We start from the raw sequence: 15,408 nt of genomic DNA on the forward strand, positions 1-15,408 counted from the left end.
TCCGAGGGCTGGATGTGCAGGTAAGGCTAACCTAAGGTATTCCCAGCCCCGGCCGGAACCCCTTCGACACCTCCACACCACCGACACATACGTCACACCTGAACCACCTTTCACAGACCGCGGAACGACAGGACGGTGCCCCGTGCGCATCACGCAGGACCACGGCCCCCATCAGGGCCAGGACGCCGGACGGCTTGCCCGCGGCCGGACCGGCGCCGCCCTCACCGTCCTGGTGGCCCTCGCCCTGCTGCTGACGGGCTGCGGCGGAGGCAACGATTCCGCATCCATGCCCGCCAAGGGCTCCGCCGACGCCGACCGGGTCGAGCCGCTCGCCGCCGCGCCCGCGCCGAAGCTGCCGGTGACGGTGGACTCGGCGGACGGCACGAAGGTGACGGTCGACTCCACCGACCGGATCGTGCCGCTCACCGGTTCGCTGAGCGAGATCGTCTTCACCCTCGGCTTCGGGAAGCAGGTCGTCGCCCGGGACATCACCGCCACCTTCGAACAGGCCGGGAAACTCCCGGTGGTGACCCGCGCCCACGACGTCTCGGCGGAGAGCGTCCTCTCGCTCAAGCCGACCGTCGTCCTCGCGGACACCACGACCGGTCCGCGCGAGGCGATCGACCAGATCCGTGACGCGGGCATCCCGCTGGTCGTCGTCGACCCCGCGAAGGAGCTCGCCGACGTCGGCCGCCGGATCGACACGGTCGCCGAGGTGCTCGGCGTACCGGCGGCCGGCACCGAGCTGAAGAAGCGGACCGAGTCCCGGATCGCGGCCGTCCAGAAGACCATCCCGGACCACGCGGACGGCAAGAAGCCGCGGGTCGCCTTCCTCTACCTGCGCGGCTCGGCCTCCGTCTATCTGCTGGGCGGCGCGGAGTCGGGGGCGAGTTCGCTGCTGGAGGCGGCGGGCGCGGTCGACGCGGGCAAGACCTCCGGGCTGAACAAGGACTTCACCGCCATCACCAGCGAGGCGCTCGCCAAGGCCGCGCCCGACGCGATCCTGCTGATGAGCAAGGGGCTCGACTCGGTGGGCGGCATGGACGGTCTGGTGAAGATCCCCGGCATCGCGGAGACGCCCGCCGGGATGGACCGCCGGGTCGTCTCGATCGACGACGGCGTGCTGCTGAACTACGGCCCGCGCACCGACCGGGTGCTCGCCGAGATCGTCGAGCAGCTGTACCCGAAGGGCGGCACGGGCCGGTGACGACGTCGTACGAGGAACGCACCGGGGAGCCGGAGTCCACGGACCCGGGGGCCGGGGCGGCCCTTTCCAAGGCCCCGGCTGCCGGAGAGCCGCTCTCCAAGGGGGCCCCCGACGGCGCCGCCGAAGCGAAGGCCACCCCCAAGTCCCCGCGCAGCAAGGCCTTCGTGCTCGCCCTCGGCCTCTCGCTCGCCCTGCTCGCCGGCTGTCTGCTCTCCGCCGCGATCGGCGCGTACTCCATCCCCATCGGTGATGTCCTGGCCTCGCTGCAGCACCGGATCGGGCTCGGCGGACAGCCGCTGGACCGGGTCGGCGAGAGCGTCCTGTGGAACGTCCGGCTCCCCCGCGTCGTCCTCGCGCTGCTCGTCGGCGCCTCGCTCGGCTGCGCGGGCGCCCTGATGCAGGGCGTGTTCGGCAACCCGCTCGCCGAACCCGGTGTCATCGGGATCTCGGCGGGCGCGGCGGTCGGTGCGGTCGCCTCCATCGCGCTGGGGCTGACGTTCTTCGGCAACTGGACGATCACCGTCTTCGCCTTCATCGCGGGCCTGGCCACCGTGCTGCTCGTCTACACGCTCTCGCGCTCGGGCGGCCGGACCGAGGTGGTGACGCTGATCCTCACCGGTATCGCCGTCAACGCCTTCGCGGGCGCGTTGATCGGGCTGTTCATCTTCTTCGCGGACAACGCGCAGATCACCCAGATCACCTTCTGGCAGCTCGGTTCGCTCTCCCAGGCGACCTGGCCCAAGGTGCTGGCGGTCCTGCCGTGCGCGCTGGCCGGACTGCTCATCGCCCCGTTCTACGCCCGCAAGCTGGACCTCCTGGCTCTCGGTGAGCGGCCCGCCCGCCATCTGGGCGTGGACGTGGAGCGGCTGCGGATCACGCTCGTGCTGGTCGTGGCGCTGCTGACGGCCGCCGCCGTGGCCGTGGCCGGGATCATCTCGTTCGTCGGGCTGCTCGTCCCGCACCTGCTGCGGATGGCGAACGGTCCCGGCCACCGCTTCCTGGTCCCCGGCAGCGCGCTGGGCGGTGCGCTGGTGCTGGTGGCGGGCGACCTCGCGGCCCGGACCGTGGCCGCCCCCGCCGAGCTGCCGCTCGGGGTGCTGACCGCGCTCTTCGGCAGCCCGTTCTTCTTCTGGCTGCTGCGCAGGACCCGTCGTAAGCAAGGTGGTTGGGCATGAGGACGCTGAGAGAACTGTTCGCGGTACGGAGCCGGGAGCTGCCCTCGCCCGTCGCGCCCGGCTCACCCGCCGTCCAGGCCACCGGAGTCTCGGTCCGGCTGGGCGGGCGGCAGGTGCTGGACTCCGTCGACCTGACCGCGCACGCGGGTGAGGTGGTGGCGCTGGTCGGTCCGAACGGGGCCGGCAAGTCCACGCTCCTGGCCGCGCTCGCCGCCGACCTGGCCCCGGGCAGCGGTGAGGTGCTGGTCGGCGGCCGCTCCACCGCCGAGTGGACCGCGCCCGAACTGGCCCTGCGCCGCTCGGTGCTGCCGCAGTCCGCCGTGCTCTCGTTCCCGTTCCCGGTGGAGGACGTCGTACGGATGGGGCGCGCGCCCTGGGCCGGTACGGAGCTGGAGGACGAGGACGACACGGCCGTGGCGGCGGCGATGGCGGCCACCGAGGTGACCCGGTTCGCCGCCCGTCCGTTCTCCGAGCTCTCCGGCGGTGAGCGGGCCCGGGTGGCGCTGGCCCGGGTGCTGGCGCAGCGGGCCCCGCTGATGCTGCTGGACGAGCCGACGGCCGCGCTGGACCTGCGCCACCAGGAGCTGGTGCTGCGGATCTGCCGGGAGCGGGCGGCGGCCGGGGACGCGGTGGTGGTGGTCCTGCACGATCTGGGGCTGGCAGCGGCGTACGCGGACCGGGTGGCCGTGCTGCACGAGGGGCGGATCGCGGTGGTGGGGCCGCCTCGGGAGATCTTCGACGGGGAGCTGCTCGGCGAGGTGTACCGGCAGCCGGTGGAGGTGTTCCCGCATCCGCGTACGGGAACCCCGCTGGTCGTCCCCGTACGCCGCCCGGCCTGACCCCGGCTTCCCGAACTCCGGTTCCGGGGACGCCAGGTCACGGTGTGGACGCTGTATCCGGTCCGCGCCCGCACGCCGTATGCGGCCCCGGTAGGGTTTCGACGGTCAGTGCGGGCGACGGATGCAGAAGGCGCAGAGCAACGGATGACAAGGCTGGGTCGACTGACGGCGGGGCTCGCGACCGCCACGGCGCTGTGCGTGACGGCGAGCGGCTGTGTGACGGTCCACGGTGAGCTGGAAGTGCTGCCCGGGGCGACGGAGTCCGAGGCGGCCCAGGCGCTGACGGACTTCGTCACCGCCTACAACGCGGCGGACAAGGCGTACGATCCGGCGCTGGACGCGGACCGGGTGACCGGGTCGCTCGGCGCGATCAACCAGGCCGGGCTGAAGGCGCGGCAGACGTACAGCCCGGACGGCAACAAGACGCACAGGCCCCTGGAACTGACGGACGCCACCTACATCATCCCGAAGAAGGCGGGGTGGCCGCGCTGGTTCCTGGCGGACACCGACTCCAACCGGGACGAGGACGGCGGGAAGCTGGACACCCGCTGGCTGGTGGTGTTCGTACGGAGCGGTCCCGACGCGCTGTGGAAGGCGTCGTACCTCGGGATCGTCCTGCCGTCCCAGATGCCGGAGTTCACCCGGGACAAGGACGGGCTCGCCACGCCGGTGGAGCCGCAGAGCACGGAACTGACCGTGTCTCCGGCCGACTTGAGCGTCGCGTACACGGAGTACCTGCAAAAGGGCACGCCGGACGTGTTCGCGGCGGGCACGACGACCTCGCAGTGGCGCGAGACGCGCCGTACGACCCGGCGGCCCGGGTTCTCGTACCAGTACGTCGACCAGCCGCTGACCGGTGGCGCGTTCGGGCCGCTCGGGCTGCGCACCGAGGACGGCGGGGCGCTGGTCTTCTTCAACAGCAAGCACTTCGAGCGGCAGGTGGCGGCGGAGGGGCTGAAGCCGGAGGTCAACGCGGATGTGAAGGCGCTGATGACCGGCGAGGTCACCAACAGCCTCACCAAGGAGCGGATCTCCAGCCAGCTGGTGCATGTGCCGGCGCGCGGCGAGGCCGCAGGCGCGGGCGGCCGGGTACGGATGCTGAACCGGCTGCCGGGGCTGATCGCGGCGAAGGGCGAGTGAGGGGCGCTTCGGAACGCCCCTGGCCCCCGCACCCTCGCCGACTCAACCCGTCCTCAGCAGCTCGACGACTCAGCGGCTCAGAGACTCAACGGCTCAACGGCCAGGCGATCGAGTCGTGGTCCAGCTCGCTCTGCTCGGCGCTGCCCGCGTACCGGGCGCAGGCGTCGGTGAGCGTCTCCAGCAGGGTCAGCGGGTCGGGCAGCTCGTGCTCGGGACCCCGCACCCAGTGGACGTCGAGCTCACCGGGGAGCCGGGCGGGCGGCAGGAGGACGTAGCTGCCGCGGCAGTGCCAGCGCAGGCCCGGATGGGCGTCCATGGTCTCGGGATGGCAGTCCAGCTCGCAGGGCCACCACTCGTCCTCGTCCTCGGGAGTGCCACGGGTGGCGGTGAAGAAGAGCATCCGGTCCTCGCCGGACCGGGCGACCGGGCCGACGTCGATGCCCGCCGCGAGAAGACGCTCCAAGGCGCTGAGACCGGCGGTGAGCGGGACGTCCAGCACGTCGTGGATCATGCCGGTCGCGGTGATGAAGTTGGCCAGCGGCTGGCTGCGGGCCCAGCGCTCGATCTGGGCGCGGTCGGTGGTCGACTGCGTCTGCCAGGCGAAGGAGATGGGGTGCCGGGCGGGGGTGGGACAGCCGATGCGCTCGCACGAACATCGGTAGCCGAGGGGGTGGGCGGCGGGAGCGATGGGCATGCCCGCGTCGGCGACAGCCAGGAGCAGCTCCACCCGGGCCGTCCCGTCCGCTTCGGCTTCCGGTGCTTTGGGACGTCGCCGCAGCCACTGGGAGATCTTGCTCTCTGTGCCGCGGAAACGGCCGGAATCGGCGCCCATCTATCCCCTCACCTCAGCATTTCACCTCAGCGTTGCCTGTCCATGGTCGCACCATCCGGCGGGCGGGGTGGCCAGAGTTCACCAGTGAGGCCGTGTACCACTGCACCGAGTGAGCACCATCACGTCCGATGTCATCACATAACGGATAAGGATCAAGGTCGCGGAGTGAGCCCGCCGAGGGCGTAGTCGACGATCGTGTCGGCGTACGCGTGGGTGAGCGGGAGGGTGCGCAAGAGCCAGCGGTGGGTCAGTGGCGCGATCAGGAGCTCCAGGGCGATGCGCGGATCGGCGTCGGGACGGAGCCGTCCGGCCTCCTTGGCGGCCTCCAGCCGTGTGACATACAACGCGAGCTGCGGGTCGAGCAGCTTCTCGACGAATTCGGCGCCGAGTTTCGCGTCGACGATGCCCTCGGCGGTGAGCGCTCGGGTGGGGGCCTCCATCAGCGGGTCGTTCAGCTCGTCGACGGTGGCGCGCAGGACGAGCTTCAGATCGGCGGCCAGGTCACCGGTGTCGGGGATGCCGTACTCGGCGCCGCCCTCCTTCGCACCACCGCCGGCCCGCGGGTTCGCCTCCTCGGCGGCCCGGGCGGCCAGGTCGAGGAAGGCCTCCATCAGGACGGCCGCCTTGGAGGGCCACCAGCGGTAGATCGTCTGCTTGCCGACCCCGGCGCGGGCGGCGATACCCTCGATCGTCGTACGCCGGTAGCCGCTCTCGCCGACGAGGGCGAGGGCCGCGTCGTAGATGGCCCGGCGGGAGCGGTCGCTGCGGCGGCTGGAGTCGGGTGCCTTGTGGGGTGCCATGGGTCCAATCTAGTACCGAACGAGCCGATACGTATCGTCTTGCCCGAGATCCGCCGGAAACGGGCCACCGGCAGGCCTCCGTAGGACGATCTACCGAACCACCCGATCGGTCCACTGCGGATCCGGCCCGGACGGCGCACCATGGGCTCACGCACAGACCGTGCGCATCCCACCGTTCCGCGGCCCCGGCCGCCGATCGCGAGGAGCCCCAGTTGAACCGTGACGCCACCCCTCGTCGCTACCTGATGTGCGCTCCGACGCACTTCCGGGTCACCTACTCCATCAACCCGTGGATGGACCCGTCCAAGCCCGTCGACCTGCCGCTGGCCCAGACCCAGTGGGAGGACCTGCGCGACCGCTACCGCTCGCTCGGCCACACCGTCGAGCTGCTCACTCCGCGCCCGGACCTCCCGGACATGGTCTTCGCGGCCAACGGCGCCACCGTGATCGACGGGCGGGTGCTCGGCGCGCTGTTCGCCTACCGGGAGCGGTACGAGGAGGCCGAAGCCCACCGCGAGTGGTTCCGGGAGAACGGTTTCGCCGACATCCGGGAGCCGGACCACGTCAACGAGGGCGAGGGCGACTTCGCGGTCACCGCCTCCTACCTCCTGGCCGGCCGCGGCTTCCGCTCCAGTCCGCTCTCGCACGACGAGGCCCAGGAGTTCTTCGGGCTGCCGGTCATCGGCCTCGACCTGGTGGACCCGCGCTACTACCACCTGGACACGGCGCTCTGCGTGCTGGACGCGGCGGCCGACGAGATCATGTACTACCCGGACGCCTTCTCCCCCGGCAGCCGGGCCGTCCTGCGCCGCCTCTTCCCGGACGCGCTGCTCGCCCGGGAGGCGGACGCGGCGGCGTTCGGCCTCAACTCGGTCAGCGACGGCCGCCACGTCCTGCTGCCCCAGGCGGCGACGGGCCTGCTGGACCCGCTCCGGGCCCGCGGCTTCGAGCCGGTCCCGATGGACCTGGGCGAACTGCTCAAGGGCGGCGGCAGCGTGAAGTGCTGCACACAGGAGCTGCGGGGCTAGGGCCTGTCGTCGCCCTCCCGGCCCTCCGGCGGCCAGGGATCGCCCCAGGCGATGTTCCTGGCCGCCCGGTACAGCTCACCGTGGCGCTTGGTGACCGTCGTGCGGTCCAGGCCCTCGTCGCGGGTGCAGAGCTCCAGCAGCACCTGGCCCTTGCGGATCTGCGGCCTGCGGGTGACCCGGGCGGGCGCCGGGGTGGTGGGGAAGCGGGTGGCGGCGACGTAACTGAACTTCTCGTCCTCGTGGCTGAGCGAGCCGCCCTTGACCTGGCGGTGCAGTGAGGAGCGGCTGACCCGGGCCGAGAAGTGGCACCAGTCCGTGCCGGGCTCGATCGGGCAGGCGGCGCTGTGCGGGCACGGGGCGGCGATCCGCAGGCCGGCGGCGATCAGGCGGTCCCGGGCCTCGATGATCCGCGCGTAGCCGTCCGGGGTGCCCGGCTCCACGATCACCACGGCCTGCCCGGCCTCGGCGGCCGCGTCGACCAGCTCGGCCCGGGCCTGCGCGGTCAGCTCCTTGAGTACGTAGCTGACGGTGACCAGGTCCGCCGGCGCCAGCTCCAGCGCCGCGCCGATCCGGGCCCGCTCCCAGCGCACGCCCCGCAGCCCCGGCACCCCGGACGCCTCGGCCAGTTCGCGGCCCAGCTCCAGTGCGGGTTCGGCCCAGTCCAGGACGGTCGTCGCCGCGCCTTCCCAGGCCTCGGCCACCGCCCAGCTCGCCGCTCCCGTGCCGCCGCCGACGTCCGCGTGGGTGGCGGGCGACCAGTCGGGCGCGGCCTCGGCGAAGGCACCGAGGGCGGAGCGTACGGCCTCGAAGGTGGCGGGCATCCGGTACGCGGCGTACGCGACGACGTCGGAGCGGTCCCGCAGGATCGGGGCGTTCGTCGGGGTCTCCCCGCGGTAGCTGGCGATCAGCCGGTCGACGGCCTGCGCGGCCTGCTTCGGCGGCAGCCCGTCGACCAGCCCGGCCAGGGCCGCGCGCAGGGACTGGGCGGTGGGGAGGGTGGCGTTCACCGCCGAATTGTAGGCGGAGGCGCCCCGGCCGGCGCATTCCGCCCGGCCCGGCCAGGGAGGGGTACGGGGGCCCTGCGACGGAGCCGCGTAACCGGTTTTCCACGAACTCCACGCCGTGGATGGCCAGTTGCTACGCTGGCCCGCGCGAGATCGGCACCGGGCGCGCACCGGCCGTGCGCCGCGAGGCAACGGGACGCACCGCACCAGGCACCACATCACGTCCGTTCCATCGGGGGAGCCATGAGGCAGAAGGTCGTGCGGCTGGCCCTCGTCGGCGGGGTCGTCCTCCTCGCCCTGCTCCTCCTCCTGGCGACCTGCGGCTCCGACCCGGAGGACACCGTCCCGGTGAAGCGGGTGATGCCGAGCGCGGGGACGGTCACCCGGCTCACCGTCCCGCCGCAGTACACCACCGGCCGGGGCTGGGAGATCATCGGCTCCTCCCCCGAGGTCGCCGTCTCCCACGCGACGGGCCGCCTCGCCTACCTGGAACGCCTCGACGGCAACCGCTACCGGCTGCGCACCGTCGACACCGCCACCGGCAGGCTCGGCTGGCAGGGCCAGGCCTGGCGGCCGCCGGACCCGCTGCACTACCCGAGGCTCGCCACCGTCACCGCGGGCGACCGGCAGTACTTCGTGACCTGGTCGTACGGGAAGGTCGGCGACGGGATGACCCCGGCGTCCACCTTCGTCTCGCTCGACGTGTACGACGTGACGGACGGCGCCCGGCAGCGCGTCGAGGTGCCGTGGTCCGGCGCCCCGGACGTCGACACGAACGGCCCGGAGATCGTGATCAGCGACGGCAAGGCCAACAGCACACTGGTCGACCCGGTCACCGGCACGGTCTCCGAACTGAGCGCGGACGAGCTGAAGTACCCCAAGGGCTGCCCGTCCTGCAAGCAGCTCACCGAGGTGTACGGGCAGACCGGGGCTGGGCTGCTCGTCGGCGGGACCCGGGAGTTCTGGGTGCGCGGCGGCTGGTTCAGCCGGAACGTGGCGCCGAAGGGCGTCGACCGGGGCAGCGGCGTGGTGACGTCGGTGGCCGGAGGCCGGGTGCTGGCGAAGTGGGCCCTGGCGAAGAAGGCGGAGCGGGCCGCCACCCACGAGCTGTGGACGGTGCACGACGCGGCGACCGGCAAGGCGCTGGTCTCGGTGGAGTGCCACCGGCCCGCCATAAAGCCGGGCCGCTACCCGCAGGCCGTCCTCTCCCCGTCGGGCGACCATCTGATCGCCGGGAACCTGGCCTTCGACCTGGCGGCGGGCCGGGGCCACTGCTTCGAGGCGGCGGACGGCGCCGCCCATCTGACGCTGGCCACCGTGACGGACGACGGCATCGCGTACGGCGCCGAGAACGCGCGCGACGCCGCCGAGGCGCTCTCCGGCGTCGGGCTGCCGGTCGCGGTGGACCTCGCGGACTGGACGGTCGGGCAGCTGTCACGCAACGCCCGGCTGCCGGGACTGGAGACGACGGGGGTCGGGGTGTTCCGCTGGACGGACCGCCAGGAGCGGACGCGCCTGCTCGGCTATCCCCGTACCGACTGACCCTCCGGCCCTCCCGAAAGGGGGCAGGACATCCCCTAGAGGGCTTCCTTACCCGCCCGCTGCCACGGCCGGCAGAGCCCCAGGAAGCAGCCCACCGCCGCCACCGCGCACACCAGCTGCACGACCGCCATCGGCACGGCCGTGTCCTCCCCCGCGATCCCGACCAGCGGCGAGGCGATCGCCCCGATCAGGAACGAGGACGTACCGAGCAGCGCGGAGGCCGAGCCCGCCGCGTGCTTGGTCCGCATGAGGGCCTGGGCGTTGGTGTTGGGCATCGCCACACCCATCGCCGACATCAGCACGAAGAGTCCGGCCGCGACGGGGACCAGGCCCACCTCGCCGAACACGCCCGCCGTCATGAGCAGCAGCGCCACGGCCGCCAGCACGATGACGGCGAGCCCGAAGCCGAGCACCTTGTCCAGGGCGATCCGGCCCACCAGCAGCTTGCCGTTGATCTGGCCGACGGCGATCAGGCCGATCGAGTTGAGGCCGAACAGCAGGCTGAAGGTCTGCGGCGAGGCTCCGTAGATCTCCTGGACGACGAAGGGCGAGGCGGAGATGTACGCGAAGAGGACGGCGAAGGCGAGCCCGCCGGTGACCATGTAGCCGGTGAAGACCCGGTCGGCGAGCAGCCCGCGCATCGTCCGCAGGGCCTCGCCGATGCCGCCCGTGTGGCGGCTGCCCGGCGGCAGGGTCTCGTGCAGCCACTTCCAGACGACCAGGGTGAGCACGATGCCGACGCCGGTGAGCACGACGAAGATGCCGCGCCAGTCGGTGAACCGCATCACCTGCCCGCCGATGAGCGGTGCGATGATCGGCGCGACGCCGGAGATCAGCATCAGGGTGGAGAAGAACCGGGCCATCTCCACGCCGTCGTAGAGGTCGCGCACCACCGCCCGGGCGATCACGATGCCCGCCGCGCCCGCGAGCCCCTGGAGGAGGCGGAAGCCGATGAGGAGTCCGGCGGAGGGTGCGAGCGCGCAGATCGCGGTGGCGATGACGTAGACGACCATGCCCAGCAGCAGCGGCCTGCGGCGGCCCCAGCGGTCGCTCATCGGGCCGACGACGAGCTGGCCGAGCGCCATTCCGGCCAGGCAGGCGGTCAGCGTGAGCTGGATGGTGGCGGCGGGCGCGGCGAGGGAGTCGGTGACGGCCGGGAGCGCCGGGAGGTACATGTCCATGGAGAGCGGCGGCAGGGCCGTGAGCCCGCCGAGGACCATGGTGACCAGGAACCCGGTGCGCCGGGCCGCCTTGACCGCCGGGGCGGTCGGGCCGCCTGCCTCCGGGGCCGCTGGGAGACCGGCGGGGGCCGTGACCTGCGGGGCACCCGGGTCGACGGAGAGGGCGCCGGCGTCCCCGTGCGGGGTGAGCGGCGCGCTGTCGGGTCCGGGACCGGTCCCGGAGGTGGGTATGTGCTCTCGCTGGGCCCGGCTGCCGCCGCTGTCCGGCATTCTCTTCTCCGCATCGTTGAATCCACATCTATGCTCTCAGCTCGGCCGGAGTGGTCGATACCTCTTTTGTTACGGCGGTGGCACGAGCATGGGCGAGACGGTGCGCTGGGGTGTTCTGGCGACGGGCGGCATTGCCGCGACCTTCACGGCGGACGTACAGGCGCTGCCCGGCGCGGAGGTGGTGGCCGTCGCCTCGCGTACGGAGACCTCGGCGCGGGCCTTCGCCGAGCGCCACTCCATCGCCCGGGCCTACGGGAGCTGGGCGGAGCTGGTCGCCGACGACGCGGTGGACGTGGTGTACGTGGCGACCCCGCACTCCGCGCACCACGCGGCGGCAGCGCTCGCGCTGAACGCCGGGAAGCATGTGCTGTGCGAGAAGGCGTTCACGCTCAACAGCCGGGAGGCGATGGAGCTGGTGGGCCTCGCGCGGGACCACAACCTCTTCCTGATGGAGGCGATGTGGACCTACCTCAACCCGGTGGTCCGCCGGCTGACCGAGCTGGTGCGGGACGGTGCGATCGGCGAGATCCGTACCGTGCAGGCGGACTTCGGCTTCGCGGGCGACTTCGCCCCCGGCCACCGGTTGCGCGACCCGGACCTGGGCGGCGGCGCGCTGCTGGACCTCGGCGTCTACCCGGTCTCCTTCGCCCACCTCCTCCTCGGCGAACCGGACCGGGTCCAGGCCGACGCGCTGCTCTCGCCGGAGGGCGTCGACCTGAACACGGGGATGCTGCTGGGCTGGGAGTCGGGCGCCACCGCGCTGCTCTCCTGCTCGATCGTCGGCCACCACCCGACGGCGGCCACCGTCATCGGCACCGAAGGCCGGATCGACCTGCCGCGCGACTTCTTCCACCCGGACCACTTCGTGCTGCACCGGCCCGGCAAGGAGCCGGAGACGGTCACCTCGGGTCCGGGGCCGCAGGGCCTGTCCGGCATGCAGTACGAGGCGGCCGAGGTGGCGCGCGCGGTCCGGGCGGGCGAGACCGAGTCCCCTCTCGTACCGCTGGAGGGGACGCTCGCGGTGATGCGGACGCTCGACGCGGTACGGGACCGCGTCGGCGTCCGCTACCCGGCGGACCGCTGACCCGCCGTTACGCCGCTACGCCGGTTCGAGCCCCGGGTTCCCCGCCTCGGTCACGAAGGAGGCTGCGGTGGTGACCGGCGCTCCGGGCGTGGTGACGGCCGGCACCGTACGGAAGTCGGCGCGGGCCTGCTTCTCCGTGAGCGTGACGAGCGCGTAGCCGCGCCGCCCGTCGTAGTGCTTCATATGCGGGTTGGCGCGGGTCTGGTTCTCCCAGTTGGCGGGCCGCTCCGCGCCGTCCTTGCCGCTGGAGACGGACGTGGTGACGATCTCCGTGCCGACGGTCCGGGAGGCCGGGTCGTCGAAGTCCTTCTTGAGGTCGAAGGCGTAACTGACGTGGACGTCGCCGGTGAGGACCATCAGGTTCTCGACCCCGGCCGACTCGGCCCCGGCCAGCACCCGCTGCCGGGAGGCCGGATAGCCGTCCCAGGCGTCCATGGAGAGCTTGTAGGCCGCGGTGGGCACATCGCGGCGCCGGGCGAAGGTGACCTGCTGCGGCACGACGTTCCAGGTGGCGGCGGAGGCACGCCAGCCGTCGATCAGCCAGCGCTCCTGGGCGGCGCCGGTCATCGTGCGCGCCGGGTCCTCGGACTCCGGGCCGGGCGTGCGCCAGCCGTCTCCGTACGCCTGGTCGCTGCGGTACTGGCGGGTGTCCAGGATGTCGAACTGGGCGAGCCGGCCGAAGGTGAGGCGGCGGTAGAGGCGCATGTCCGGGCCGGTGGGGCGCTGCGGGGTGCGCAGCGGCTGGTTCTCCCAGTACGCGCGGTACGCGGCGGCCCGGCGCAGCAGGAACTCCTCGGGCTCCACGTCGTTCTCCGGGATCTCGCCCGCGTAGTTGTTCTCGGTCTCGTGGTCGTCCCAGGTGACGACGAAGGGGTGGGCGGCGTGGGCGGCGCGCAGGTCCGGGTCGGACTTGTAGAGGCCGTAGCGCAGCCGGTAGTCCTCCAGGGTCATGGTCTCGCGGTTGAAGTGCGCGGGGAGGCGGCGGTCGGTGTAGTTGCGGGCGCCGCCGGTGGCGGTGACGGCGTACTCGTAGAGGTAGTCCCCGAGGTGGAAGACGACGTCGACGTCCTCGGCGGCCAGGTGGCGGTGGGCGGTGAAGTACCCGTCGTGGTACGCCTGGCAGGAGACGGCGGCCAGCGTGAGGGAGCCGGTACGGGTCCCGGCGGCGGGCGCGGTGCGGGTGCGGCCGGTGGGGCTGGTCCAGCTGCCGGTGCGGAAGCGGTAGAAGTAGCCGCGGCCGGGGTCCAGGCCCCGCACGTCCGCGCGGACGCTGTGGCCGAACTCGGCGTGGGCGGTGACCGATCCGCGCCGCGCGATGCGGCGGAAGCCCTCGTCGTGGGCCAGCTCCCAGCTCACCTGGACGCGGCCCGCCGGGAGGCCGCCGCCGGGCTCGTACGGGCGCGGCGCGAGCCGGGTCCAGATGAGGACGGAGGCGGGCAGCGGGTCGCCGGAGGCCACGCCGAGGGTGAAGGGGTCCTCGGTGATCCGGCGGGCGTCCAGCTCGGCGGCTGCGGCCGTACCGGCGGCGGGCAGGTTCATCGAGAAGGCGAGCGCGGCGACGGCTCCCGCACCGGTGAGCAGCCGGCGGCGGCCCAGGCCGCCACGGCCCAGGCCGCCCCGGCCCAGGCCGCCCCGGCCGTCCCGGCCGCTCGTCGGACGGGATAAGGGCGCTGTGGCGGCGGTGAATTCGGCGGATCGGACGGTTCGGACACCCTGGCCGGGCGCCGTGAAGTTCTGTGCGGCTGTCATATGCCCCTCGCTTGCCGGATGCTGCCGGATGCTGTCGGAATCCAGCGCACCGCGGGCGCGCGACGCGCCGTTGTCGCGTGCACAACATCCGCATGGCGGGTCGATGAGCACCGCGTGCCCTGTGCACCGACCTCTCCCGTACGCTCCCGGGCCATGAGCACTGATCGAAAAGTCGCCGTCGTCACGGGTGCGGGTTCAGGGATCGGGCGGGCGGTCGCGCTCGCCCTCGCGGGCGCGGGGTGGTCGCTCGCGCTGGCCGGGCGGCGGGCGGAGCCGCTGGCGGAGACGGCCGCCGCGGCCGGAGCCCCGGACGCGTTGTGCGTCACCACGGACGTCACCGACGAGGACGAGGTGACCGCGCTCTTCACCGCCGTACGGGAGCGGTTCGGCCGGCTGGACCTGCTGTTCAACAACGCGGGCACGTTCGGGCCGGGCGGCGTGCCGGTGGAGGAGCTCGCGGCGGCGGACTGGCGGGCGGTGGTGGACGTGAACCTGACGGGGGCGTTCCTCTGCGCGCAGGCGGCGTACCGGCTGATGAAGGAGCAGGACCCGCAGGGCGGCCGGATCATCAACAACGGCTCGATCTCCGCCCACGCGCCGCGCCCGGACTCGGTGGCGTACACCGCGACCAAGCACGCGATCACCGGGCTGACGAAGTCGCTGTCGCTGGACGGCCGCCCGTACCGGATCGCCTGCGGTCAGATCGACATCGGCAACGCGGCGACCGAGATGACCGAGCGGATGCGGACGGGCATTCTCCAGGCGAACGGCGAGCTGGCGGTGGAGCCGGTGATGGCGGCGGCCGATGTGGCGCGGACGGTGGTGCACATGGCGGAGCTGCCGCTGGAGGCGAACATCCCGTTCCTGACGGTGATGGCGACGAACATGCCGTACGTGGGACGGGGCTGAGGAGGCCGGGCCGTCGTACCGGGCTCCAGGTGTGACCGTTTCTGCCCGAAGTTGCCGCCGGGCGAACGACTTTGCGGATTTCCTTACTCCTGGGAGAGCAAGCGCGTACTCACCGTATGATCGCATCTCGTTACGCCTTCACCAGAACCACACAGAAGGAACACCGCATGCGCATACGCACCGCTGCGCCGATCGCCCTGGCCGCCGCCACCGCACTGGCCGGCTCACTCCTCGCCACGGCGGCACCGGCCACGGCGGCCGCCCACCAGGGCGGGCTGCACTTCGGCACCATCCAGTACGACGGACCCGGCAAGGACGACCGGTCGAACAAGTCCCTGAACGCGGAGTGGGTGAACATCCACAACAACAGCAAGAAGAAGGTCCAGCTCAAGGGCTACCAGGTGAAGGACAACACCGGCTTCACCTACACCTTCGGCAGCTACGCCATCGGCGCGGGCAAGACCGTCAAGCTCCGCACCGGCAAGGGCAAGAACGTCTCGGGCACCGTGCACTGGAACCGTGGCTCGTACGTCTGGAACAACACCGGTGACAAGGCCCGGCTGATCAAGCCGAACGGCAAGCTCCAGGACTCCTGCTCCTGGCCGAAGTCGACGCCGAAGAACAAGGGCGTCAAGAACTGCCACTGAC

At 72.4% G+C, this 15,408-nt stretch carries 13 protein-coding genes and 1 pseudogene; 9 read left to right on the forward strand and 5 right to left on the reverse strand.

Annotation, left to right across the window (positions count from 1 at the left end; all coding sequences use genetic code 11):
* The first annotated feature begins 142 nt into the window (after positions 1-142).
* The 4 genes from ACIRR8_RS00420 to ACIRR8_RS00435 all read left to right on the forward strand — a co-directional run bounded on the left by ACIRR8_RS00420 (position 143) and on the right by ACIRR8_RS00435 (position 4,361).
* The gene (locus tag ACIRR8_RS00420) at positions 143-1,207 is read left to right on the forward strand and encodes a hemin ABC transporter substrate-binding protein (protein ID WP_404057371.1); all 1,065 of its coding nucleotides are present in this window, start codon (positions 143-145) and stop codon (positions 1,205-1,207) included.
* A complete protein-coding gene (locus tag ACIRR8_RS00425; RefSeq protein ID WP_404057373.1) occupies positions 1,204-2,382 on the forward strand; it encodes a FecCD family ABC transporter permease in 1,179 nt (392 codons plus the stop codon). Before ACIRR8_RS00420 ends, ACIRR8_RS00425 begins: the two co-directional genes overlap by 4 nt.
* A complete protein-coding gene (locus ACIRR8_RS00430) occupies positions 2,379-3,221 on the forward strand; it encodes a heme ABC transporter ATP-binding protein (protein WP_404057375.1) in 843 nt (280 codons plus the stop codon). The genes ACIRR8_RS00425 and ACIRR8_RS00430 overlap by 4 nt, the downstream gene beginning before the upstream one ends.
* 144 nt (positions 3,222-3,365) lie before the next feature.
* Positions 3,366-4,361 (forward strand): hypothetical protein, encoded by a 996-nt coding sequence (locus ACIRR8_RS00435; RefSeq protein WP_404057377.1) that lies wholly within the window; start codon positions 3,366-3,368, stop codon positions 4,359-4,361.
* An 85-nt stretch (positions 4,362-4,446) separates the two neighbouring features.
* Here the strand turns inward: ACIRR8_RS00435 and ACIRR8_RS00440 are convergent, their stop codons facing one another.
* Entirely contained in the window at positions 4,447-5,193 is a 747-nt protein-coding gene (locus ACIRR8_RS00440) for a bifunctional DNA primase/polymerase (protein ID WP_404057379.1), read from the reverse strand.
* A gap of 152 nt (positions 5,194-5,345) precedes the next feature.
* Positions 5,346-5,993, reverse strand: coding sequence for a TetR/AcrR family transcriptional regulator (locus ACIRR8_RS00445; protein WP_404057381.1), 648 nt, complete (start codon positions 5,991-5,993; stop codon positions 5,346-5,348).
* A gap of 179 nt (positions 5,994-6,172) precedes the next feature.
* Here ACIRR8_RS00445 and ddaH point away from each other — a divergent pair.
* Positions 6,173-7,021 (forward strand): annotated as a pseudogene (ddaH, locus tag ACIRR8_RS00450) (dimethylargininase); the annotation flags it as partial.
* Here the strand turns inward: ddaH and ACIRR8_RS00455 are convergent.
* On the reverse strand, positions 7,018-8,028 hold the full coding sequence (locus ACIRR8_RS00455) for a small ribosomal subunit Rsm22 family protein (protein ID WP_404057383.1): 1,011 nt from the start codon (positions 8,026-8,028) through the stop codon (positions 7,018-7,020). The pseudogene ddaH and the gene ACIRR8_RS00455 sit on opposite strands and share 4 nt — an antisense overlap.
* 240 nt (positions 8,029-8,268) lie before the next feature.
* Between ACIRR8_RS00455 and ACIRR8_RS00460 the strand changes: the two genes are divergently transcribed.
* Positions 8,269-9,567: a hypothetical protein gene (locus ACIRR8_RS00460; RefSeq protein ID WP_404057385.1), complete on the forward strand. Its 1,299-nt coding sequence runs from the start codon at positions 8,269-8,271 to the stop codon at positions 9,565-9,567.
* Positions 9,568-9,602: 35 nt separating this feature from the next.
* On the opposite strand, the gene ACIRR8_RS00465 is transcribed toward ACIRR8_RS00460, so the two are convergent.
* On the reverse strand, positions 9,603-11,018 hold the full coding sequence (locus ACIRR8_RS00465; protein ID WP_404057387.1) for a Bcr/CflA family efflux MFS transporter: 1,416 nt from the start codon (positions 11,016-11,018) through the stop codon (positions 9,603-9,605).
* Between the two features lie 88 nt (positions 11,019-11,106).
* Here ACIRR8_RS00465 and ACIRR8_RS00470 point away from each other — a divergent pair, with 88 nt between their 5' ends.
* Positions 11,107-12,102: a Gfo/Idh/MocA family protein gene (locus ACIRR8_RS00470; protein ID WP_404057389.1), complete on the forward strand. Its 996-nt coding sequence runs from the start codon at positions 11,107-11,109 to the stop codon at positions 12,100-12,102.
* A 15-nt stretch (positions 12,103-12,117) separates the two neighbouring features.
* On the opposite strand, the gene ACIRR8_RS00475 is transcribed toward ACIRR8_RS00470, so the two are convergent.
* Complete coding sequence (locus ACIRR8_RS00475; RefSeq protein WP_404057391.1) at positions 12,118-13,851, reverse strand: alkaline phosphatase D family protein; 1,734 nt, start codon at positions 13,849-13,851, stop codon at positions 12,118-12,120.
* A 153-nt stretch (positions 13,852-14,004) separates the two neighbouring features.
* Between ACIRR8_RS00475 and ACIRR8_RS00480 the strand changes: the two genes are divergently transcribed.
* On the forward strand, positions 14,005-14,760 hold the full coding sequence (locus ACIRR8_RS00480) for an SDR family oxidoreductase (RefSeq protein WP_404057393.1): 756 nt from the start codon (positions 14,005-14,007) through the stop codon (positions 14,758-14,760).
* Positions 14,761-14,927: 167 nt separating this feature from the next.
* Positions 14,928-15,407 (forward strand): lamin tail domain-containing protein, encoded by a 480-nt coding sequence (locus ACIRR8_RS00485; protein WP_404057395.1) that lies wholly within the window; start codon positions 14,928-14,930, stop codon positions 15,405-15,407.
* The last annotated feature ends 1 nt before the right edge of the window (position 15,408 follow it).

This window comes from Streptomyces sp. NPDC101178 (assembly GCF_044767965.1).
GTDB lineage: Bacteria > Actinomycetota > Actinomycetes > Streptomycetales > Streptomycetaceae > Streptomyces.

What these genes read in the sequence shown, in the direction of transcription:
- ACIRR8_RS00430 (WP_404057375.1), top strand. Translation starts at nt 2,379, where the DNA reads ATGAGGACGCTGAGAGAACTGTTCGCGGTACGGAGCCGGGAGCTGCCC.
- ACIRR8_RS00435 (WP_404057377.1), top strand. Translation starts at nt 3,366, where the DNA reads ATGACAAGGCTGGGTCGACTGACGGCGGGGCTCGCGACCGCCACGGCG.
- ACIRR8_RS00440 (WP_404057379.1), bottom strand. Translation starts at nt 5,193, where the DNA reads ATGGGCGCCGATTCCGGCCGTTTCCGCGGCACAGAGAGCAAGATCTCC.
- ACIRR8_RS00445 (WP_404057381.1), bottom strand. Translation starts at nt 5,993, where the DNA reads ATGGCACCCCACAAGGCACCCGACTCCAGCCGCCGCAGCGACCGCTCC.
- ACIRR8_RS00460 (WP_404057385.1), top strand. Translation starts at nt 8,269, where the DNA reads ATGAGGCAGAAGGTCGTGCGGCTGGCCCTCGTCGGCGGGGTCGTCCTC.
- ACIRR8_RS00465 (WP_404057387.1), bottom strand. Translation starts at nt 11,018, where the DNA reads ATGCCGGACAGCGGCGGCAGCCGGGCCCAGCGAGAGCACATACCCACC.
- ACIRR8_RS00470 (WP_404057389.1), top strand. Translation starts at nt 11,107, where the DNA reads ATGGGCGAGACGGTGCGCTGGGGTGTTCTGGCGACGGGCGGCATTGCC.
- ACIRR8_RS00475 (WP_404057391.1), bottom strand. Translation starts at nt 13,851, where the DNA reads ATGACAGCCGCACAGAACTTCACGGCGCCCGGCCAGGGTGTCCGAACC.
- ACIRR8_RS00480 (WP_404057393.1), top strand. Translation starts at nt 14,005, where the DNA reads ATGAGCACTGATCGAAAAGTCGCCGTCGTCACGGGTGCGGGTTCAGGG.
- ACIRR8_RS00485 (WP_404057395.1), top strand. Translation starts at nt 14,928, where the DNA reads ATGCGCATACGCACCGCTGCGCCGATCGCCCTGGCCGCCGCCACCGCA.